The 20,471-nt window shown below is 67.7% G+C and carries 16 protein-coding genes and 1 pseudogene; 2 read left to right on the top strand and 15 right to left on the bottom strand.

Features of this window, described 5'->3' with window-relative positions; all coding sequences use genetic code 11:
- Positions 1–7 precede the first annotated feature (7 nt).
- A pseudogene (locus BXU08_RS03280) lies at positions 8–601 on the top strand (c-type cytochrome); the annotation flags it as partial.
- Between the two features lie 43 nt (positions 602–644).
- Here the strand turns inward: BXU08_RS03280 and BXU08_RS20270 are convergent.
- Positions 645–1,316 carry a cytochrome b gene (locus BXU08_RS20270; protein ID WP_077508758.1) on the bottom strand — a complete coding sequence of 224 codons (672 nt, stop codon included), beginning with the start codon at positions 1,314–1,316 and terminating at the stop codon, positions 645–647.
- The gene (locus tag BXU08_RS03270; RefSeq protein WP_253190493.1) at positions 1,313–2,029 is read right to left on the bottom strand and encodes a cytochrome c oxidase assembly protein; all 717 of its coding nucleotides are present in this window, start codon (positions 2,027–2,029) and stop codon (positions 1,313–1,315) included. The genes BXU08_RS20270 and BXU08_RS03270 overlap by 4 nt, the downstream gene beginning before the upstream one ends.
- A 91-nt stretch (positions 2,030–2,120) precedes the next feature.
- On the opposite strand from BXU08_RS03270, the gene BXU08_RS03265 reads away from it, so the two are divergent.
- The gene (locus tag BXU08_RS03265; protein WP_077508756.1) at positions 2,121–4,526 is read left to right on the top strand and encodes a membrane-bound PQQ-dependent dehydrogenase, glucose/quinate/shikimate family; all 2,406 of its coding nucleotides are present in this window, start codon (positions 2,121–2,123) and stop codon (positions 4,524–4,526) included.
- 9 nt (positions 4,527–4,535) lie between these two features.
- Here BXU08_RS03265 and BXU08_RS03260 read toward each other — a convergent pair whose 3' ends face one another.
- The 13 genes from BXU08_RS03260 to BXU08_RS03200 all read right to left on the bottom strand — a co-directional run bounded on the left by BXU08_RS03260 (position 4,536) and on the right by BXU08_RS03200 (position 20,396).
- Positions 4,536–6,509, bottom strand: coding sequence for a PAS domain-containing hybrid sensor histidine kinase/response regulator (locus BXU08_RS03260; protein ID WP_077508754.1), 1,974 nt, complete (start codon positions 6,507–6,509; stop codon positions 4,536–4,538).
- Positions 6,502–7,140, bottom strand: coding sequence for a chemotaxis protein CheX (locus tag BXU08_RS03255; protein WP_077508752.1), 639 nt, complete (start codon positions 7,138–7,140; stop codon positions 6,502–6,504). The genes BXU08_RS03260 and BXU08_RS03255 overlap by 8 nt, the downstream gene beginning before the upstream one ends.
- Positions 7,137–7,520, bottom strand: coding sequence for a response regulator transcription factor (locus BXU08_RS03250; protein WP_077508750.1), 384 nt, complete (start codon positions 7,518–7,520; stop codon positions 7,137–7,139). Before BXU08_RS03250 ends, BXU08_RS03255 begins: the two co-directional genes overlap by 4 nt.
- 86 nt (positions 7,521–7,606) lie before the next feature.
- The gene (locus BXU08_RS03245) at positions 7,607–7,840 is read right to left on the bottom strand and encodes a hypothetical protein (RefSeq protein WP_077508748.1); all 234 of its coding nucleotides are present in this window, start codon (positions 7,838–7,840) and stop codon (positions 7,607–7,609) included.
- Positions 7,837–9,765: a chemotaxis protein CheA gene (locus BXU08_RS03240; RefSeq protein WP_077508746.1), complete on the bottom strand. Its 1,929-nt coding sequence runs from the start codon at positions 9,763–9,765 to the stop codon at positions 7,837–7,839. The genes BXU08_RS03245 and BXU08_RS03240 overlap by 4 nt, the downstream gene beginning before the upstream one ends.
- Positions 9,765–10,562, bottom strand: coding sequence for a protein-glutamate O-methyltransferase CheR (locus tag BXU08_RS03235; RefSeq protein ID WP_077508744.1), 798 nt, complete (start codon positions 10,560–10,562; stop codon positions 9,765–9,767). The genes BXU08_RS03240 and BXU08_RS03235 overlap by 1 nt, the downstream gene beginning before the upstream one ends.
- A gap of 32 nt (positions 10,563–10,594) precedes the next feature.
- A complete protein-coding gene (gene cheB, locus BXU08_RS03230) occupies positions 10,595–11,683 on the bottom strand; it encodes a chemotaxis-specific protein-glutamate methyltransferase CheB (protein WP_077508742.1) in 1,089 nt (362 codons plus the stop codon).
- A complete protein-coding gene (locus BXU08_RS03225; protein WP_253190492.1) occupies positions 11,680–13,113 on the bottom strand; it encodes a chemotaxis protein CheW in 1,434 nt (477 codons plus the stop codon). The genes cheB and BXU08_RS03225 overlap by 4 nt, the downstream gene beginning before the upstream one ends.
- The gene (locus BXU08_RS03220) at positions 13,082–14,998 is read right to left on the bottom strand and encodes a methyl-accepting chemotaxis protein (RefSeq protein WP_077508738.1); all 1,917 of its coding nucleotides are present in this window, start codon (positions 14,996–14,998) and stop codon (positions 13,082–13,084) included. Before BXU08_RS03220 ends, BXU08_RS03225 begins: the two co-directional genes overlap by 32 nt.
- Before the next feature lie 604 nt (positions 14,999–15,602).
- Positions 15,603–17,858, bottom strand: a complete 2,256-nt coding sequence (locus BXU08_RS03215; protein WP_253190491.1) for a xanthine dehydrogenase family protein molybdopterin-binding subunit — start codon at positions 17,856–17,858, stop codon at positions 15,603–15,605.
- Positions 17,855–18,865, bottom strand: a complete 1,011-nt coding sequence (locus tag BXU08_RS03210) for a xanthine dehydrogenase family protein subunit M (RefSeq protein ID WP_077508734.1) — start codon at positions 18,863–18,865, stop codon at positions 17,855–17,857. The genes BXU08_RS03215 and BXU08_RS03210 overlap by 4 nt, the downstream gene beginning before the upstream one ends.
- Positions 18,862–19,329, bottom strand: coding sequence for a (2Fe-2S)-binding protein (locus BXU08_RS03205; protein WP_077508732.1), 468 nt, complete (start codon positions 19,327–19,329; stop codon positions 18,862–18,864). The genes BXU08_RS03210 and BXU08_RS03205 overlap by 4 nt, the downstream gene beginning before the upstream one ends.
- Entirely contained in the window at positions 19,326–20,396 is a 1,071-nt protein-coding gene (locus tag BXU08_RS03200; RefSeq protein ID WP_077508730.1) for a catalase family protein, read from the bottom strand. Before BXU08_RS03200 ends, BXU08_RS03205 begins: the two co-directional genes overlap by 4 nt.
- Positions 20,397–20,471 lie beyond the last annotated feature (75 nt).

The raw sequence follows: 20,471 nt of genomic DNA, 5'->3' as shown, positions 1-20,471 counted from the left end.
TCGGTCGATGCGTTACACCTCCGGAACCACTTGTCCGCCGCGTAGGTTCCGAAGCGCAATGGATTTACGCTCCCGACTTGCCCTGGCGACCTTAGTGCTGCTGCCGCTTGCCGGCTGCGGGCAGACCGACCGCAGCTCGACCGATCGCCTCGCCGCTACCGGCGAGCTGGTTGCGCTGAGCGGCGGCGATGCCGGCGCGGCAAAGGCGTGCATCGCCTGCCACGGAGTCGACGGACGCGGCGATGGCGCCGGTGCCCCGCGGCTGGCGGGGCTCGACCTCGGCTATCTCGAAGCCCAGCTCCAGGCCTATGCCGATGGCCGCCGCGAGCATCCCGAGATGCACTGGATCGCCAACCGGCTTCGCCCCGACCAGCGCCAGTCGGTCTCGGCTTATTATGCCGCGCTGCCCTTCACGCCAAAGCCGCAGGCGATGCCCGCCGATGGCGCCGCAGCGAGTCTCTACCAGCAGGGTGATCCTGGACGCGGCCTGGCATCCTGCGCGTCGTGTCACGGCGCCCGCGGCGAAGGCCTGGGGCCCGCCAATCCGCCGCTCGCCGGCCAGCCCGCCGCCTATCTCGCCGAGCAGCTGGAACGCTGGCGCAGCAGCAAGCGTCGCACCGATCCCGAGAACGCGATGCTGCGGATCAGCCGGGCGCTTTCTCGGGCGGAATCTTCGGCTCTCGCGGGCTATGCTGCGGCGCTGCCCGGGGATCCTCCGCGTCCGGGATCTCCGGCAGCATCCCCTCCAGCACATCGTGCCGATCCCAGAAATGATGCTTCAGCGCCGCGCCGACATGGAGCGGAATGACCAGCAGCAGGGTGATCACCAGCCATTGATGCACGGTCTCGGCGCCGTGGAGGATCTGCCAGCGCAGTTCGAGCGGCATCGCGCCGAACGGCATTTGCGGCCAGGGGATGAAGCCCGCGAGATAGAGCGGCCCCGGCTCGGCGACCGACGACCACATCGCCCAGCCGCTGAGCGGCAGCCCGAAAAAGGCAGCGTAGAACACATAGTGCATCGCATAGGCGATCTGGGTCTGCCAGCCCTGCTTGTCGGCATCGTTGACCGGTCCGGGAATCATCAGCCGCCATCCGAAGCGCGCAATCGCAAGCAGCAGCACCGGTAGCCCGACCGCGCTGTGCACCTGATAGCTGAACAGCTTGTCGCCGCCCGGCGGCAGCCAGCTCGTATAATAGCCCCAGCCGAGCTGAAAGAGCACGAGGAATGCCATCACCCAATGAAAGGCGATGCCGACCGGGGAATAGCGGTTACGCTCGGTATGCGTGCGCGCCCAGGCGCGAAGCTCGCGGATCATGCTGCCGCCTGCTCGCGCGCGAACCAGCGCGACAGCAGCGCCAGCGCCGCCGCCAGATAGACCGCCGCGCCCGGCGCCCACATGATCAGCCCGGCGAGTTGCTGATCCTCCAGCGGCGTGAAGCCCCAGGCGATGGGCCCCAGATAATGCGGTGCGTAGAGCGGTGCCGGCGCGAAGGTGATCAGCGCGCCAAGCAGCCCCATCTGCACCATCGTCGCCAGCAGCGCGGCAATCGCCGCCGGCATCGGCGCGGCCCGCACCGCACTCCACAGCGCCACCGCGCTACCGAGCAGGGTCGCCTGCATCAGCCAGTAGGCCCCGTGGCTCGACAGCGCCCAGCCGTAGACCGGCGGCGCGTGCCACACCCAGAAGACCAGCGCGTGCAGCCCCGCCCAGAGTGCGATTCCGCCGCGCGGGATCGCCGGCAGCGCCGCAGCGAGCAGCGGCGCCGCCACTGCGGTGAGCACGACATGATGCGCCACCCGCGCCGCGAACAGCGCAGAGGTGAGCGCGCAGAAGGGCGAGACAAACAGTACGGCCAGGATGCCGGTCGCCGCCGCGAACCAAGCCCGCCGTGCCGCATCCCTGCTGCCGAAATACACGAAGCCGGCAATCGCCACCGCGAAGCCGAGCAGCAGCACCGGATCGAAGTTCCAGCGCGCCATCAGCGCACCGGGCACCGGCGCCGCGCCGCAATAGGGTATCCAAATCACTTCGCCCAATTCGCCATGCCCCGCAAAGTCCCGACCATTTCGGAACCGATTGGAACCCGGGTCGGTTCCCCTGTCAAACAAGGGGATCCCCATGCCAGACGCGATCATCGGCCAAACCCGCAGGCACCCGCTCCCGGCGATGCTGGTCGGCGGGCTGCTCGCGCTGATCGGCGCGGTGCTCGCGATCGGCGGCGTCTGGCTCGCGGTCATCGGCGGCTCGGTCTACTACCTGCTTGCCGGGCTCGCGCTTGTCGGCTCGGGCGTGCTGCTGGTGCGCGGCCGTCCGCTCGGCGCATGGATCTATATCGGCGTGTGGGCGCTCACCATGATCTGGGCGCTGTGGGAGGCCGGGCTCGACGGCTGGGCGCTGATCCCGCGCGTCGTCGGCCCCAGCGTGCTGCTGATCCTCGTCCTGCTGCTCCTGCCCACCTTGTCGCGCTGGCAGTGGCGGACCGCGCTCGGCGCTTCCGCAACGGTGGTGTTGCTGCTGGTCATCGGCGGCTTCGCAATCTCCCGGATCAACCAGCCGGCGATCGGCGCATTGCCCGGAGTGATCGCGTCGAGCGTCGCCGATCCCTCGCCGCTGCGCCCGGGCACCGACTGGCCGGCCTATGGCGGCAGCTATGCGGCGCAGCGTTACTCGCCGCTCGCCCAGATCACCCCGGACAATGTCGGCAAGCTCAAGCGCGTCTGGCTCTACAATACCGGCGACTTGCCCAAGGACATGAAGGACAACAAATACGGCGCCGAGACGACGCCGCTCAAGGTCGGCGACACGCTCTATCTCTGCTCGGCCAAGAACATCCTGATTGCGCTCGATCCCGCCACCGGCAAGCAGCGCTGGCGCTACGATCCGCAGGTGCCCGACGCCTGGATCCCCTACACTGCCGCCTGCCGCGGCGTCGCCTATCATGCCGTCGCCGGCGCGGCGGCGGACAGCGAATGCGCCACCCGGATCGTCGAAGGCACGCTCGACGCCCGCATCATCGCCGTCGACGCGCGTACCGGCCGCCCCTGCCCCGGCTTCGGCACCAATGGCCAGGTCGATATCAAGCGCGGCATGGGCGAAGTCTTCCCCGGCATGGTCTCGATGACCTCGCCACCCACGATCGTCCAGGGCGTGATCGTCACCGGGCACCAGGTGCTCGACGGCCAGAACCGCACCGCGCCTTCGGGCGTGATCCAGGGCTATGATGTCGTCACCGGCGCCAAGCGTTGGGCATGGGACATGGTCAATCCGACATGGACCGGCGATCCGCCCGCCGGCCAGCAATATGCCCGCGGCACGCCGAACATGTGGACCACCGCGAGCGGCGACGAAGCGCTCGGCCTGGTCTATCTGCCGATGGGCAACTCGGCGGTCGATTATTGGAGCGGCAGCCGCAGCGCGCCGGAAAAGGCCTTTTCGACCTCACTGGTCGCGATCGACGTGAACACCGGACGGCCGCGCTGGCGCTTCCAGACGGTGCGCAACGATGTGTGGGACTATGATCTCGGCGCGCAGGCGACCTTGATCGACTTCCCCTCGGGCGGCGGCACCGTCCCCGCGCTGGTCCTGCCGAGCAAGCAGGGCGACATCTACGTTCTGGACCGCCGCACCGGCCAGCCGCTGTTCCCGGTGCAGGAGCGGGCCGTGCCCCGCACCGGCGTCGAGCCCGGGCAGCGCAGCCCGACTCAGCCCTTCTCCAGTTACCACACGCTGGCCAAGGACCAACTGACCGAGCGGGACATGTGGGGGATGTCGCCGATCGACCAGATGATCTGCCGCATCCAGTTCCGCCGCGCCGAATATCGCGGCCCCTACACCCCGCCCACCGCCGACAAGCGCTTCATCGAATATCCCGGCTATAATGGCGGCACCGATTGGGGCGGCCTCGCGATCGATCCGGTACGCGGCGTGATCGTCGCCAATTACAACGACATGCCCAACTATAACCGGCTGATCCCCCGCGCCGAGGCCGACAAGCGTGGCGCCTTCGCGCGCGGCGACCCGCGCGGTGGCGACATGAACGAGGGCGGCCACGGCAAGCTCGATCCGCAGGCGGGTTCGCCTTATGCGATCTCCGTCAATGCCGGGTGGCGGCTGCCGCTCACCGGGCTGCTGTGCAAGCGCCCGCCCTATGGCGGCATCCGCGCGATCGACATGCGCACCGGCCGGACGATCTGGGATCGCCCGTTCGGCACCGCGCGCCGTAACGGCCCGTGGAACATCCCGTCGATGCTGCCGGTCAACATCGGCACGCCCAACAATGGCGGCGCAGTGTTGACGGCAGGCGGCGTGGTGTTCATCGCCGCGGCCACCGACGACCTGATCCGCGCGATCGACCTGCGCACCGGCGCGACGATCTGGCAGGACGCGCTACCCGCCGGCGGACAGGCGACGCCGATGGTCTATGAAGTCGCCGGCAAGCAGTATCTGGTGATCATGGCCGGCGGACATCACTTCATGGAGACCCCGGTCGGCGATGCGGTGATCGCCTACGCTCTGCCCGATTGACCTGCGTCGCTACGCCTGGCGGTCCAGCACATCCCGAACCTTTGCCGCCAGCGCGACGAAGGTGAAGGGCTTCGAGATCAGATCGACTCCCGCTTCCAGCCGGCCGTCGCGCATGATCGTGTCGCGGGTATAGCCCGACGCGAACAGCACCTTGAGATCGGGTTGCATCGCACGCGCCTTGTCGGCAAGTTCCTGGCCGGACATCCTGGGCATCACGACGTCGCTCAACAGCAGATCGACCGAAAAATCCTCGCGTTCGAGCAATCGGATCGCCGAGACCCCGTCATGCGCCTCGACCACGCGATAGCCGAGTTCGCGCAGGATCCCGACGGTGTAAGCGCGAACCTCGTCGTCGTCCTCGACCACCAGCACGGTTTCCGACGCGCTGCCCATTTCGGCAGCTGTCCCTTCTGCAGCAGTCTCGACCTGGCCATTGTCGAGCTTGCGTTCGAGGAACAGCCGCACCGTCGTGCCCTCCCCCTCGGTCGAATCGATCGTCACATGCCCGCCCGATTGCTTGACGAAGCCATAGACCATCGAGAGGCCAAGCCCGGTTCCCTTGCCCACTTCCTTGGTCGTGAAGAACGGGTCGAATACCTTGGCAACCGTCTCGGGCGACATGCCGATGCCGCTGTCGGAGACTGAAATCGCGACATAGTCGCCAGGCAGCGCGCCATCACGCGCGGCCTCTTCCCCAACCTCGACATTGCGTGCGTCGATCGTCAGGCCACCTCCCGCGGGCATGGCGTCGCGGGCGTTTACGGCGAGGTTCAGTATTACATTCTCAAGCTGGTGGGGATCGGCTTCGACGCGCCACAGATTTGTCTCGGTTACGATCTGAATCGCGATCGATTCGGAGATCGAGCGCGTCAGCAGGTCCGACATTCCGGCGAGCAGCCGCGCGACGTCGATCGTCTTGGGTTCAAGCGGCTGGCGGCGCGAAAAGGCGAGAAGGCGCTGGGTGAGCGAAGCCGCGCGCTCGGCTCCCTTCAGCGCACTCTCCAGCGATCGCCGTGCGCGCGGATCGGCCCCGGATTCGAAGCGGCGCAGCACGGTATCGACATTGCCGATGATCACGGTGAGCAGATTGTTGAAATCATGCGCGATGCCGCCGGTAAGCTGGCCCACCGCTTCCATCTTCTGCGCCTGGCGAAGCGCCTCTTCGGCTTCGCGCCGCTCGGCGACTTCCTGCTCGACGCGCGTCTCCAGCGTGTCGTTGAGCTCGCGGAGCCGGGCCTCCTGCTGCTTGGATTCGGTGACGTCGTAGATCACGCCGACCAGCCGGTAGCCGGCGCCTTCGCGCAGGATCTCGCCGCGGCGCGCGACCCAGCGGCCGCTGCCGTCGTCGCTGCGCGTGATGCAGAAAACGCCTTCCAGCGTCTCGGGTATAGCCCCGTGGCCCGGCTGCGGGATCAGCGGCGGATGGTCTGCCTGCACCACATTGTTGATCGTCCGCACCGGCAGCGCCGATGCCGGATGCAGGCCGAGCAGCTGGCAGAATTCGCTGGAGACAGTGACAGTTGCGAAGCCGTCGACATATTCGAACGTGCCGATGCCGCCCGCCGACTGGGCGATGCGCAGCCGCTCCTCGGTGCGCTTGCGTTCGGTGACATCGACCAGCAACCCGGTGAAACGCACCGGCATGTCGTCGGCGTCGAAATGGCTTTGCCCGCGACCGTGCATCCACAAAATGGCGCCGTCGGGATCGATGATCCGGAATTCCTTGGAGAACAGCTCGGCGCCGCCCAGGATACCGGCGACTGCGATCCGCATCCGCGCGCGATCGGCGGGATGGATCGCCTTGAAGAAGGTTTCGGTGGAAACGCCGGCCAGCGCCGCTTCGGAGTCGAGGCCGTACAGCTCGGCGAAGCGCGCATCGACGTGCAGACGGTCCTCGGCGACGTCCCAGTCCCAGGTTCCGCTGGTTCCCGCGGCGGCGAGGATCGAGCGCGTCCGGCTGGCTTCGTCGCTATGCTCAGCCATCGGTTCCCACGATGCGGGCGATGAATTCGTCGAGCAGTTCCTTGAGCACTTCGAGCGAAGGGATGTCCATTATCATTGCGATATAGCCGCGGATGTCGCGCTTGCGCACCGCGAAGTCGATATAGAGGAACAGCACCAGCCCCTCGACTTCGCTGCTCTCATCGATCTCGAACAGCAGCGCGCCATTGCCGCGCAGCACTTCCGGGATGGTCATGATCAGCGAGCGCTTGAGCATGTTGGCCATGGTGGCGAGACAGGAATTGAGGATGACGTTGCCGGTCTCGGTCAACGCCTCATGTTCCATGTCGACGACTTCCTGCGCGCTGAGCGTATCGCCGGTCACGGCGCGGACCAGCTCGAGGCTGTTGCTCTCCGGGAAGATGAGCAGCGCGCGGCCCGAGAACGGGCCGGAGAAGTCCTGGCGGACGGCGACCAGCTCGGCGACTTCGCGTTCGCTGATCAGGCGCGCGGCGCGGCGCTGGCTCACCACATCGATCGACGGGACCGACAGCGTCACATGATCGCCGATCATCTTGCGCAGGCTCGACGCGGCGCGGCTGACGCCGATATTGACGATCTCGGTCAGGGCATCGCGCTCGAGCTCGCCGAGCGCCACGCTCTCCGGGATCATGCCTTGTTCGATCGCAAGCGGAGCGCCGCACCCGAGAGAAAGCCCTCCAGGCTGTCGGCCGTGACCGGCTTGGCGACGAACGCGGCGCCGATTTCGCGCGCACGCGCGACGATCTCGTCCTGGATATTGGCAGTGATGATGGCGATCGGCATGTCGGGACGCAGAGCGCGCAGTTCGCTCGCGAGTTCCAGCCCGTCCTTCTCGGTCATGTTGAAATCGATCAGCGCAAGATCGACGTCGCGCGCAGCGATCACTTCCAGCGCTTCCGCGGCGCTGCTCGCCTCGACCTTTTGCCATTCGGGCTGGAGCGCAGCCAAGGCCTTGCCCGCGACGATCCGCGCGAGCTTGCTGTCATCGACGATCAGAACAGTAACGGGCATTCGCGTCTCCGAGAGGGCCGTTTCCAGCCTTATGCGCTTTCCGGCGAGGTCAGCATGGGCAAGCATAGCCGCCGCCCACTGCTTTGTCATTGCAGCAGGTTAACGAAATGACGCGCCAGAAACGCATTGGCCGGGTTGCCGCGGATCGCGGGCCGCGCCCCGAGAAGAACCTGCGCGACGGCGAGATGCATGCGCTGCACTTCCGCCAGATCGACGATACGGTCGGGACCTTCCTGAAGCGCGACGAGCAGCGTCTCGGCATCCTCGGCCTGGCAACGGCCGGCGAGGTGGATTACGTCGTCCTCAACGTGCACGCTCATGCCGCCAGCGCCGGCAAGTCGAGGACGAGCAGCACGCCGCCGTCGCCGAGCAGGGTTGATCCGGTGACTCCGGGCACGCCGGCCAGGATACCGCTCGACGGGCGGACCAGCGTATCAATTCGCTCGGCGAAGCCGTCCACCTTGAGCGCCACCCGCTCGCCACCCGATCGAGTGACGAGCAATTTGGCAGTCGGCGAGGGTGCGTCGGCGCCCCCAAGCAACGCGGCGAGGCTCAGCACCGGAACCGTACGTCCGCGCAGCACACAGGCCGCGCCGCCGCCCACCGGCATCAGCGCGTTGCTGTCGATACGAACCGTCTCGACGATCTGGTCGAGCGCGACGCCGTAGCGGTCGCTGCCTACCTCTACGACCAGCAGCCGGGTGGTGAGCGCGTTGGCGGGAAGGCGCAGGCGAAAGCGCGTGCCCCTGCCCGGCTCGCTGGTAATGTCGATCGTACCGCGCAGCCGCTCCACCGACGCCTGTACCGCGTCCATGCCGACGCCCCGGCCCGAAACTTCGGTGACTTCGCTTGCCGTCGAGAAGCCCGGCGCGAAGATCAGCCGGAGCGCCGCCGTGTCGGTGAGTTGCGACGCCGCCTCTTCGCCGATCAGGCCGCGCGATACTGCCGCGGCGCGGATACGCGCGGCGTCGATCCCGGCGCCGTCGTCTTCCAGCGTGACGAGGATCGCGTCCCCGTCGCGCCGCGCCGCCAGCCGGACGCTGCCCTGCGCCGGCTTGCCCGCGGCTTCGCGCGCCGCCGGCGTTTCGATTCCATGGTCGATCGCGTTACGGATGAGATGAAGCAGCGGCTCGAACAGCCCGTCGGCGATCTGTTTGTCGACTTCCAGCCCCTCGCCCGAGACGTCGAAATCTACACCCTTACCCAGCCCCCCCGCGATCTCCCGCGCCATGCGCGGCAAACGCCGCAGCGTTGCCGCGAGCGGGACCTGCCGCACGGCGCTGACGCCGCGGTGGAGGTCGCCTGCGACGCGCTCGATATTGGCCTGTACCGTGCGGATAGTGGCGGCGAGCGCGCGGTCCACCTTGTCGGCCTGTTCGGCAAGCGGGGCGAAAGCGTTGACCGCGACGACCAGTTCGCCGAGCCCATCCGCCAGCGCATCGACACGCGCGGCATCAACGCGCAGCACTGCGGTCGCGCGGGCAGCGGTCTCCGCCAATCCGGCTTCGGGCCGTGCTGCGGGATCGAGCCGGTGCAGCACGACCTGATCGGGCATCATCCGGAACGTGGCGCGCACGGCGTCGGCGGGGGCTGCGCTGAGGCCCTCTAGCACCGAAACACATGCAAAGGGCTCGATGACGTCTTGGGCAGGCCATGCCCCGCTCGCGGGGAGGATCGCCAGCGCGACCAGTTCGGGGACTTCCGCCACTATCGCCAGCGGGTCCTCGCCACGGAAGAAGCAATCGGCGTCAGGCGTGTAGCGGAAGGCCGTCAGCGGCCCTGCCGCCGCGTCGATCGCCGGCCATTCGCGCTCGGCTAGACCCGCAAGCCAGTCCGGCACCTCGCCCGATACCGGCGCGGCCGATGCCTCGGCATGGCCGGGGAGTTGCGCGATTACTTCAGCGGCAAGCCGCTCCGCGTCGGGCGCCAGCGCACCGCCTTCGATCTGATCGACCCAGCGGTCCACGGCGTCGAGACAAGCGACCAGCCCGGTAACGGCGGCGGCATCAAGCGCGCCGCGGCCCTTGCGCGCCCGTTCGAGCACGTCCTCGGCGGCGTGGAGCACGCGTTCCGCCGGCCCCATCGGGAAGATGCCAACCGAACCCTTGAGCGTGTGGATCGCGCGAAAGGCGCTGTCGACCGCCGCAGCATCGCCGGGATCGCGCGCAAGGCGGGCGAAGTCGGACGCTCCCTGCGCGATCAGGTCGCGCCCTTCGATCAGGAATTGCTCGAGCAGCTCGTCCATCACGGCCTACGATAGACGATTGCATCTTCAAGGCGAGCCATGACGAACTGGTCGCTGATCCGCGTCATCGACTCGCTGTGGCCAAGGCAGAGGAAGCCGCCCGGATTGAGGCTTTCATAGAGATTCGCGGCGGCCTGGACGCGCGAGGCATCGTCGAAATAGATCAGCAGGTTGCGGCACAGGATCACGTCGAACTTGCCCATCCCGGCCAGTGTCGCGCGATCGACGATGTTGGCGGGCGTGAAGCGCACCGATTCGCGCAGATCGTCGATGATTTTGCGGCGATGCCCGCGCTCCGCCTCGAAATAGCTCTCGATCACCCCGGGCGGCAATTTCGCCAGCGCCCGCGCGGCATAGCGTCCCTCGCGCGCCTGATCGAGCGCCTGGGTATCGATGTCCGACCCGACGACCTCGACATTATATGCGTCGACCAGCGGCCAGTTTTCGAGCAGCCAGAGCGCGATCGAATAGGCTTCCTCGCCGGTCGAGCACGGCATCGACCAGATTCGCACGAGATCGCCGGGTCGTTTGGCGCGGATTATTTCAGGCAGTATCTGGCGGCTCAGCGCCGTGAGCTGGTGGCTTTCGCGATAGAAATAGGTTTCATTGATCGTGAAGGCGTTGGTCAGTGCCTCGCGTTCCGTGGGATTGCTCGCGGCCAGCGCGAGATAGCTGCGCGCATCGGCCATGCCGGTCTTCGCTATGCGATCGCCGATGCGGCGCTCGATGTAATAGCGCTTGCTGGCGCCGAAGATCATGCCCGTCCAGCGATAGAGAAGGTCGGCGACCCGCTGCATCTCGTCCTGGGAAAGGGTCGGATGCGGCGCACTCACGCCTTGAAGAGTGCCATCAGTTCGCCAGCGATGCGGTCCAGCGGTGCGACGACGGAGGCGCCGTCGGCCGCGACCAGCGCGCCCGGCATGCCCCAGACCACGGCGGTATCGACCGATTCGGCGATGGTATGCCCGCCCCGGGTCCTTAATTCTGTCATCGCCCTCGCTCCGTCCGCGCCCATGCCGGTCATCAACACACCGACAAGGCTTTCGGGTGCGACCTGCGCCATCGCGCTCGAAACGAGCCGGTCGACACTGGGGTGCCAATAAAGCTCGGGGTCGCTCGGCGCGGCGATCGCGGTGAGCAAGCCGGCGCGGCGCGTGATGAGGATGTCGGCGTCGCCGCGGGCGATATAGACCTGGCCCGGGTGGAGCGGCGTCGCCTTGACGACTTCGCTGACGCCCAGCGCGCAGAGCCGGTCGAGCCGGCGGGCGAGCGGGCCGGTGAAGCTCGCCGGCATGTGCTGCGCGACGACGATCGGCCAGGGAAAGTCGGCGGCGAGCCGGCCGAGCAGCGCATCTAGCGCAGGCGGGCCGCCGGTCGAGCAGCCGACCAGCACCAGCCCATCGGCCGGCAGCGGCCCCCTGGGCACGCTGATCCTCTGCGCTGCACGGGGCCGCGGGACGGGCCTGGCCATCGCACCGCCGGTCCGCGCACGGACGCGCTCGCGCAACCGCGTCGCGCGCGAGATGCGCGCGCTCGCCGCCTGGCGGACCTTGTCGACAAGCTCCGGCGCCAGCGCGTCGATTTCGAGCGACACCGCCCCGCGCGGCTTGGCGATGAAGTCGACTGCGCCAAGCGCCATCGCCTCCAGCGTCTCGTCGGCGCCCTCGGCAGTGAGCGAGGAGACCATCACTACCGGGCACGGCCGGATCAGCATGATCTGGTCGAGACAGGCGAGGCCATCCATGCCGGGCATATGGATGTCGAGCGTCACCACGTCTGGCGCGAAGGCGGTCAACAGGTCGAGCGCCTCGGCACCGGTGCGCGCCACTGCGACTTCGAAATCGCCGGCGGCGCTGAAGATCTCGGTAAGCAGCCGCCGCATCAGCGGGGAATCGTCGACGACGAGGAGCTTGATCACGGTGCGGGCGTGGCGCCTTCCCCGGCGATGCTCCGCAGCAGGTCCTGTTCGGCGCGATCGAGCAATTCGCGCGGGGAGACGATCAGCACGATCCGCTCCTCCCCGGCGAGATTGGCGACGCGATCGAACACGCGCGTCTCTTCATTGCCAAGATCGGGCGCCGGGCGCAGCGCGCTCGCCTCGATCTGCAGCACGTCCGATACCGAATCGACGACGAATCCGGCGCTGAGATCGCCGATGCGGACGATCACGGCGCGGCGTTTGCGGCCCGATGCGGCGCCCGCGCCGAAGCGCTGGGCCTGGTCGATTACCGGGATCACCTGCCCGCGCAGGTTCATCACGCCCTGGACGAAGGCGGGTGCCCGGGGCAGCCGGGTGAGTTTGGCGGGAAGCAGCGCGACTTCCTCGACGGCGCCGATCGGCAGGCCGAATTCCTCCTCGCCGATCCGGAACAGCAGGAACTGCTCGAATTTCTGCGTGGATGCGGCTTCGCCCATGTCCTGCTGCTCTCCGGCGCCCTGAAACAACCGCGCGGTGATGTCATCACGCAGCAACTGGTCGGCGGCAAGCACCGACACCAGCCGCTTGCCGCCCTCCAGCCGGCAGATCGCCTGGATCCGGGCTTCAGCGCCGCCACGCGCCAGCACCTGCGGCACCGCATCGATATCGCCCTCGGGCACGCGCAGGATCGAGCGCATCGCATCGACGACCAGTCCGACGCGGTTCGCGCCGATCCGCACCACCAGCATCCGGCCGCGCGCGGCATCGTCGGCACCGGGCAGCGCCAGCAGCGCGCGCAACGACAGCAACGGCAGCAGCGCACCACGCAGCGCAGTGCTGCCCACCACCGCCGCATCGGCGCGCGGCATGCGTGCGATATCCTCGGGCAGGCGCAGCACTTCCTCGACCACGCCGATCGGCAGCGCGAATTCCTGGCTGCCGATCGCGAAAATCACCAGCGGCACCGTGTCGGCACGCAGTTCGGCGTCCTGCGCTTCGACCAGCCCTGCACCGCGGGTGCGGCGTTCGCCACCGTTGGGGCTAAACTTCGCGATCAGCGCGGCGATATCGAGCGTCCGCACCGACGCTTCGGCCGCTTCGTCGGCGCCGATCATCTGCGATACGTCATCGACTGCCAAGCCGACGACTTCGCCATCGTTGACGATCACCACGCGGCGCTCGCCGGTGGAGTGCCGCTCGACCAGAGTCGCCAGCGACAGCACCGGGACCACCGCGCCGCGGATGTTGGCCAGCCCCATCAGCGCGGCGGGCGCATGCGGCACGCGCGCCAGCCGCGGCAGCCGCGCCACTTCGCGCACGATCCCCGAAGGCACGGCGAAGCGCTGGCCGTCCACGCCCAGCGTCAGCAACCGGTCGCCGGGGGCGGCACCCGCCATGTCAGGCGGCCGCGCCGGCGAGCGCAGTCGCAATCGATGCGATCTCCTCGATCGCGGCGGCAAGCGCTTCGGCACCCTGCGCCTGCTGGCGCGCCGCGGCGCCCGCCTCGCGCACCGCAACGGTGGCGATCTCGGAGGCTTCGGCGATCTGATTGGTGCCGCTGCGCACTTCGCGCACCGATCGCAGTACGTCTTCGGAGCCTGCGAGGATCGCGGCATTGGCCGCCTGTGCTGCGTCCAGCTCGCCGGTGATCGCAGTAAAGCGCTCGACCACGGCGCGATTACGGCCGATCTCGACTTCGGCAGCGCCGGTGACCTGCTCCAAGTCGCGGCGCACCAGCCCGACCTGGTCGAGCATCTTGCGGACGATGTCGCTGGCGCGCTCGGCGCTGAGCGAAGCGTCACGCGAGAGCTTGCGGATATCGGCCGCCACCGTCGCGAAGCCGCGACCGGCCTCGCCCGCGCGCGTGGCTTCCACGGATCCGCTCACCGCGAGCATACTGGTCTGCACCGATACCAGCGCCAGGCTGTCGGTGATCTTCTCGATCCGCCGCCCGGTCTCGCCCAGAATGGAGAGCAGCCCGATGACGTCGCGCACTTCGGCCAGCGCCGCCTCGACACCGCTCGCCAGCCGATCGACCGTGTCGCGGTTCCCGTCCACGCTGGTCACGATCGCACCGATCCGCTCTGCGGCAGTGGCGGCACGCGCCTGCGAAAGCTCGGCTGATTTCTCGATCTGGCCCATCGCGGTATTGGCCTGCATCGTCGCCGCGGCCTGGATCTGGGTGCCGCGCGCAATCTGCTCCAGCGCGACCTGGATCTGCACCGACGCTCCCGACATTTCCTGCACAGTCGCCGACAATTCCTCGGCGGCGGCCGCGACCTGCTCGATCGCGTCCTGGTTCGACGCATCCTCGCGCAGGTCCTGAATCATCGAACCCAGCGCTTCGGCGGTCTGCTGGCTTTCCTCCAGCGAAGCACTCTGCTGCTCGATCGCCTGCTGTGCCTCGGCGGCGGCGGCGGACTGTTCCTCCGCTGCGCTGGCGACTTGCTCGGCGCCCTTCTCGGCTTCGCGCGCGGCGGTCTCGGCCTCGCCCGAGGCAGTGACGATTTCGTGCGCACCTGACCCTAGCACCACCAGATCCTCGCGCGCTGCCCTGAGATCGGCGACGACATTGCGCCCGAGCCCGGCCTCGCTCGTCGCCAGTTCGGCGGCGGCGCGTATACGCTCGGCGATCCGCTGGACGTCGGCGGCGACGGTGGCGGCGAGCTGTTGGATGTCGCCTGCGCTCGCCTCGGAGCTTTCGGCCAGCGCACGGACCTCGTCGGCCACCACGGCAAAGCCGGTGCCCGCCTCGCCGGCGCGCGCCGCCTCGATCGTCGCATTGAGCGCGAGCAGGCTGGTCTGGTCGGAAACGTCGGCGACGCTCTGCCCAATCTCGCCGATGCTGGCGGCGACTTCCTCGAGCGAGGCGATGACCGCCACCGTCGCGAGCTGGCGCTGGGCGTTGAGCTCGATCGCGACCACCGATCCGTCGATCTGCGCGCCCACTTCCACAAAGGCGCCCTGCACCATGTCGGTCTGGCGGCGTGCGCTCTCGGCCCGTTCGCGCGCTTCGCGGAAATTGACGTTGAGTGCGCCGATCAGTCCCAGCGATTCCTGCGACGCGCCCGCGGCTTCCTCGGCGCCGCTCGAAATCTGGTCCATCGATCGCTGCAATTCGCCCGCCGCGGCGGCGGCCTGGCCGATGCCGCTGGCGAGTTCCTGCGTCGCCTGATCGATACGATCGAGTGCATTCGCCGGGCGCCTGGCGGCGGCAGCCGGACGCCTGGGCGCCGCCGGCGCCTTTGGCGCCGGCGTCTCGGCCTGCGCATTCTTCGCTCGGGATCCGAGCGTGGACTTCTTCACCAGGGCCATCGGGGAGAACTCGAAAGGAAGGTCGGGTGACATCGCTTAAGCCATGGCCGTGCCCTATGCCAGCGCTACGGCGTATCGACACTGCGGTTTCCATCGAAGTGGCAGTTCAGGGAGCAGCGGCGTAGCCACAGGCGTGTTGCTCACGGCCAAAGCCCCCTCCGTCAGGCTGCGCCTGCCACCTCCCGCTCCCTGCATAGCGAGGGAGGAATTGGAAAATCTGAATGTCGGACCGGGCGACTTCTAGTTCCTCGCTCGCGTAGCGGGGGAGATGACGCCGAAGGCGAGGGAGGGGGCATCTCCGCAAAGACATCGCTCGCGAAGTGCGGGGTCGGATCGGTGGCTGGGGACTTCGGCTGCAGCCTGACAAACCGCTTGAAATTTAGGATTTCGCCCGCTGGGATCGACGCCCGGAGCCTTGGCCCTCGCTTTTTGCCGGTGTCGATCTAGCCGGAAACACAAACCCGCGTCCGGCTGACCTCTGCGATTTTCCGCGGGGCCACGCCGCCGTTGAAACATGTGCGACGGTGTGACCCTGGTGTGACCTTTGGCCCGTAACGCTTCACGCTGCGTTGGCCCTCCCCTCGACCAGCCACGGCTTCGGACCTTAATCCAGCAACTGGTCCATCGTGATCGGCAGGCTGCGCAGCCGCTTGCCGGTGGCGTGGTGGATCGCGTTCGCCACCGCCGCCGCCGTCGCGACGATGCCGATCTCGCCCAACCCCTTCACGCCGAGCGGGCTTACTTCGGGATCGGGTTCGTCGACGAAGATCACTTCGATGTCGTGGATGTCGGCATTCACCGGCACATGATATTCGGCGAAGCTGTGGTTCATGAAGCGGCCGAGGCGGTGATCCGCCTTGGTCTCTTCGTGCAACGCGGCGCTGATCCCCATCACCACGCCGCCCAGTATCTGGCTGCGCGCGGTGCGCGGATTGATGATCCGCCCGGCGGCGACGGCATTGACGACGCGCGTGACCCGGATGACGCTGAGTTCCTCGTCGATCTTTACTTCGGCGAAGATCGCGCTGTGGGTGTTGCGCGACTTGCTCATCATGCTGATCATCCCGCCGATGCCGGGCCCCGCGGTCTCCTCGACTTCGATCGAGGATAGTCCCGCGGCCGCCATCGCCTCCACAAAGGATACGGCACGCCCTGCCCCATCCTTCCGCCGCATCGCGCCTTGTTCGAACAGCAGGTCTTCGAACGCCGCATCGCCAAGCGGCCTGCCGTCGATCTTGCCCGCTGCCTTGACCAGCTTGTCGGCGATCGCCTCGCAGGCAAGCTGGACCGCTGCGCCGGTGGATGCCGCACCCCAGGATCCGCCCTCGACCGGCGCCGCCGGCAGGTCGGAATCGCCGAGCCTGGCAGTGATCTGCTCGACCGACAGACCAAGCACGCCCGCGGCGATTTGAGTCATCACCGTATAGGTGCCCGTGCCGATGTCCGACGTCGCGCTGGAAACCTCCAGATGCCCGTTCGCGCCCAGCCGCGCGCTGGCGCTGGTCTTGATAAAGAACGCGTCCCACATCCCGGTCGCCATGCCCCAGCCGACCAGCTCCTTGCCGTCGCGCATCGATCGCGGCTCGGGCGTGCGCCTCGACCAGCCGAATGCCTCCGCGCCTGCCGCATAGGCCTCGCGCAGCGCCTTGCTGGTGAACGGCGTGTCGTTCATCGCATCCTTGTCGGAATAGTTGATCAGCCGAAGCTCGAGCGGATCGACGCCCGCGGCATAGGCCAGCTCGTCCATCGCCATTTCGAACAGCGTCATGCCCGTCGCGGCGCCCGGCGCGCGCATGTCGCCCGGCGTGTAGGTGTCGATCGCGGCGATGTTGGACACGCCTTCGGCGTTGTCGCAGGCATAGTTCATCATGCCCCAGTTGACGATCGTCTCCATGTAATTCTCGAAGCGCGATGTTGCCGTGGTGGCGTCGTTGACGATCGCCGTCAGCTTACCATCAGCGTCCGCCCCCAGCGATATCGACTGGAAGCATTCGGGGCGGTAAGTCATGGTGAACTGCTGCTGGCGGGTCAGCACCACGCGCACCGATCGTTCGAGCAGCTTGGCCGCCATCGTCGCCAGATAGACCGAATATTGCGGCCGCAGCCCGGATCCGAACGCGCCCCCGACATAGGGGTTCATCACCCGCACGTCCTTCGCCGAAAAGCCGAATACGCTAGCCAGATAGGCCTGGACGTTCTTCGATCCCTGGGTCTTGTCATAGACCGTGATCTTGCCGTCGCCCTCCCAAATCACGGTCGAGGCGTGCAGCTCCATCGGATTGTGATGCTCCACGCCGTGATGGAAATCGCCTGAGACCTTCACCGCCGCCTCGGCAAAGGCAGTTCGCGCATCGCCGCGGTTCTTGGGCGGCATGAAGCCCGAGCGCTTCTTCGCCGGCATGAAACGATCGGGCAGCGCGACTTCGAGCGAGGTGTTGTGCGGCCTCGCCTCGTAGCGCATGTCGAGCAGCGCGGCGGCGTGGCGCGCCGCCTCGAAGCTGGTCGCCACCACCAGCGCCACCGGCTGGCCGCTGAACAGGATTTCGTCGTCGTACAGCGCGCGGAACGGCGAGCCCGGCGCGGCGACATCGTCCTTGTAGCTGCGGTCGAACCACGCCGTGTCCGGGCGGTTCAGATGGGTCAGCACTTCCACCACCTCGGGCACCGCGCGTGCCGCCACCTCGTCGATCGCGACAATGCGGCCCCTCGCAATCGCCGACGACACGACCACGCCATAGAGCAGGCCAGGCGCCGGATGCTCGGCGGCATAGCGCGCCTTGCCGGTGACCTTGAGCACACCATCAACGCGCGCCAGCGGCGTGCCGATCGCTATCGCATTGCCGTCGGTCGCCATGGTCATGCCACTCGCTTGTCGATCTGGGATTGGGGCGTGGCGTCCGCGGCCTGGCGCAGCGCCCGCACGATCGCCTTTCGGGCAAGCGGAATCTTGAAGTCATTCTCGCCCTGTCCCACCGCGCCGGCGAGCAAAATGTCGGCCGCGGCCAGGAACGCGCCGTGCGACGGCTCCTGCCCGACCAGCAGCCCCTCGGCCTCGGGCTTCCGCCACGGCTTGTGCGCCACCCCGCCCAGCGCGATCCGCGCTTCGGCGATCCGCCCGTCCTCGAAGCGCAACGCCGCCGCGACCGAGACCAGCGCAAACGCATAGGACAGCCGGTCGCGCAGCTTGAGATAGCTGTAATGCTCGGCAAAGCCCTCGGCCGGCAAGTCGATGCCGGTCACCAGTTCGCCGGGCTGGAGGTTGTTGTCGCGCCACGGTTCGTCGCCGGGCAGCCGATGATAGTCGGCAAAGGATATCACACGCTCGCCTTGCGGACCCGCGACCCGCACGTCGGCATCCAGCGCGGCGAGCGCAACGCACATGTCGGAAGGATGCGTCGCGATGCACTGGTCGCTGGCGCCGAGGATCGCGTGGATACGGTTCACCCCGCTGATCGCGCCGCAGCCGGAGCCCGGCGCGCGCTTGTTGCACGGCGTGGCGGTGTCGTAGAAATAATAGCAGCGGGTGCGCTGGTTCGGATTGCCGCCGTTGGTCGCGGCGTTGCGCAGCTGCGGGCTGGCACCGGCAAGGATCGCGGAGCTGAGCAACGGATAGCGCCGCTCGATCCGCTCGTCATAGGCGGTGTCGGCATTGCTCACCAAAGCGCCCAGCCGCAGCCCGCCTTCCGCCAGTTCCTCGATAGCCCCCAGCGGCAGCTGGTTGATGTCGATCACCCGCCCGGGCCGTTCGACATTTTCCTTCATCAAGTCGATCAGGTTGGTGCCGCCAGCGAGGTAGCGCGAGTCGGGCGCGAATGCCTGCACTGCGTCCGCCACGCTGGCCGCGCGGACATAGTCGAAGCGGTTCATCGCGCATCCTCCAGCACGTCGAGGATCGCGTCGGCGATGTTTGTATAGGCGCCGCAACGGCACAGATTGCCGCTCATCAGTTCGCGCACATCGTCGCGTGTCACGGCGCGGCCCTCGTTGATCAGCCCCTGCGCCGAGCAGATCTGCCCCGGCGTGCAATAGCCGCACTGGAACGCGTCGTGGTTGATGAAGGCTTGTTGGAGGGGGTGTAGAGTGTCGCCCTGCGCGAGGCCTTCGATTGTGACGATTTCGGCGCCTTCGCGCGTTACCGCGAGGGTCAGGCAGCTGTTGATGCGCTTGCCGTCGATCAGAACGGTGCACGCGCCGCACTGGCCGTGGTCGCAGCCCTTCTTGGTGCCGGTCAGCCCCTCCTGCTCGCGCAGCAAATCGAGCAGGGTCACCCACGGCTCGATCGTGCGCTGGACCGGGCGCCCGTTGATCTTGAGCGAGACCGGGACGGTCATGCGGGCCGCGATGCGGCAGCGTGGACGGGGCAGCCGCGAAACGCCTGCGACTGTTCATAGACCGGCTTGCGCGCGCGATTGACTCCGCCGAGCGGCTGGAACGCGGCGAGCCCGTGCCAGGGGCTGAAGGCGAGATCGGCCTCCTCGCGCTCGGACGTGCCGTGCTGCCAGCTGATCTGCGGATCGACCGTGATCCGCGCTACGGCACGGAACGGGCTCTCCGCCTCGTCCCAGATCACCGATGCGTCCTCGATCGGCATCTTCTCCAGATCGGTGCAGAGCTGGACGCGCAGCTCCCATTCGCCGCCCTGCGTGGCGATCGTCTCGCGGATCACTTCGCGCAAAGCCTCGGGCCGGTCATGCGCATTGACCTTGTCCCCCTTCAAATCGGTGAGCCAGGGCGAGACCGGCGCCACCGAGAATTTGGCGATATAATCGCCGAAGCGGAACGGCACCTGGCTGAAATAGATGTCGCCCAGCGGATGCGTATTGGGCGCGCCGCCCAGCGTGGCGATCAGCGGGCTCTTGATGCCGACGCTCTCCAGCGCGCCTTCCACCGTCTGCATCACGCCCGAGAACACCGCCTTGGCGCCATCGGCCTTGTCGGTGGTCTTGGCGAGCAGCTTGAGGCCGGGCAGGAACTTGGCCGGAGTCGGGTTGCCAAAGGCCGGGCCGTTGACCAGCACGAAGTCTTGGCCGTCGCTGGCCGGCGTCCCCGCGAGCCGCTCGCCCGACACGTCGAGGACCTTGAGCGCCAGACCGCGCGGCGAGCTGACGCTGTCGTCGAGGATATCGCCGGGCGCCGTCGAGAAGCGCAGCACCGCGTCATAGCGCCGCGGCTCGGCGAACAGTCCCTGCGCCAGCTCGGGCGGCAATCCCTCGGCCACGCTCAGGCTGGCCTTGAGCAGCCCATGCCCCTTGGCGTGCACGCCGCGGATAGTGCTGCCGTAATCGGCGGCGGTGGTATCCTGGATTTCGCGGATCGCGGCTTCCAGTTCGCGGATCGTCTCCGCTTCCTCGGGCTCGACCTGTTCCACGGCGGGCGAATACGGGACAAAGGTCGTCATGGGGGGCTCTCCGAAGGTTCGAAGCGCCAACGCTGGTCCGGTCGCGTAGTTTCAAGAACAGGCCGGTGTCGGTAC

Source organism: Sphingomonas sp. LM7 (genome assembly GCF_002002925.1).
Classification (GTDB): domain Bacteria; phylum Pseudomonadota; class Alphaproteobacteria; order Sphingomonadales; family Sphingomonadaceae; genus Sphingomonas.
The sequence above is the reverse complement of the archived record's forward strand: the minus strand, read 5'-3'. Positions and strand labels throughout refer to the sequence as shown.

What these genes read in the sequence shown, in the direction of transcription:
- BXU08_RS03245 (WP_077508748.1), bottom strand. Translation starts at nt 7,840, where the DNA reads ATGAGCGTGCACGTTGAGGACGACGTAATCCACCTCGCCGGCCGTTGC.
- BXU08_RS03255 (WP_077508752.1), bottom strand. Translation starts at nt 7,140, where the DNA reads ATGATCCCGGAGAGCGTGGCGCTCGGCGAGCTCGAGCGCGATGCCCTG.
- BXU08_RS03265 (WP_077508756.1), top strand. Translation starts at nt 2,121, where the DNA reads ATGCCAGACGCGATCATCGGCCAAACCCGCAGGCACCCGCTCCCGGCG.
- BXU08_RS03250 (WP_077508750.1), bottom strand. Translation starts at nt 7,520, where the DNA reads ATGCCCGTTACTGTTCTGATCGTCGATGACAGCAAGCTCGCGCGGATC.
- BXU08_RS03215 (WP_253190491.1), bottom strand. Translation starts at nt 17,858, where the DNA reads ATGACCATGGCGACCGACGGCAATGCGATAGCGATCGGCACGCCGCTG.
- BXU08_RS03200 (WP_077508730.1), bottom strand. Translation starts at nt 20,396, where the DNA reads ATGACGACCTTTGTCCCGTATTCGCCCGCCGTGGAACAGGTCGAGCCC.
- BXU08_RS20270 (WP_077508758.1), bottom strand. Translation starts at nt 1,316, where the DNA reads ATGATCCGCGAGCTTCGCGCCTGGGCGCGCACGCATACCGAGCGTAAC.
- BXU08_RS03235 (WP_077508744.1), bottom strand. Translation starts at nt 10,562, where the DNA reads ATGCAGCGGGTCGCCGACCTTCTCTATCGCTGGACGGGCATGATCTTC.
- BXU08_RS03220 (WP_077508738.1), bottom strand. Translation starts at nt 14,998, where the DNA reads ATGGCCCTGGTGAAGAAGTCCACGCTCGGATCCCGAGCGAAGAATGCG.
- BXU08_RS03210 (WP_077508734.1), bottom strand. Translation starts at nt 18,865, where the DNA reads ATGAACCGCTTCGACTATGTCCGCGCGGCCAGCGTGGCGGACGCAGTG.
- BXU08_RS03260 (WP_077508754.1), bottom strand. Translation starts at nt 6,509, where the DNA reads ATGGCTGAGCATAGCGACGAAGCCAGCCGGACGCGCTCGATCCTCGCC.
- BXU08_RS03205 (WP_077508732.1), bottom strand. Translation starts at nt 19,329, where the DNA reads ATGACCGTCCCGGTCTCGCTCAAGATCAACGGGCGCCCGGTCCAGCGC.
- BXU08_RS03240 (WP_077508746.1), bottom strand. Translation starts at nt 9,765, where the DNA reads ATGGACGAGCTGCTCGAGCAATTCCTGATCGAAGGGCGCGACCTGATC.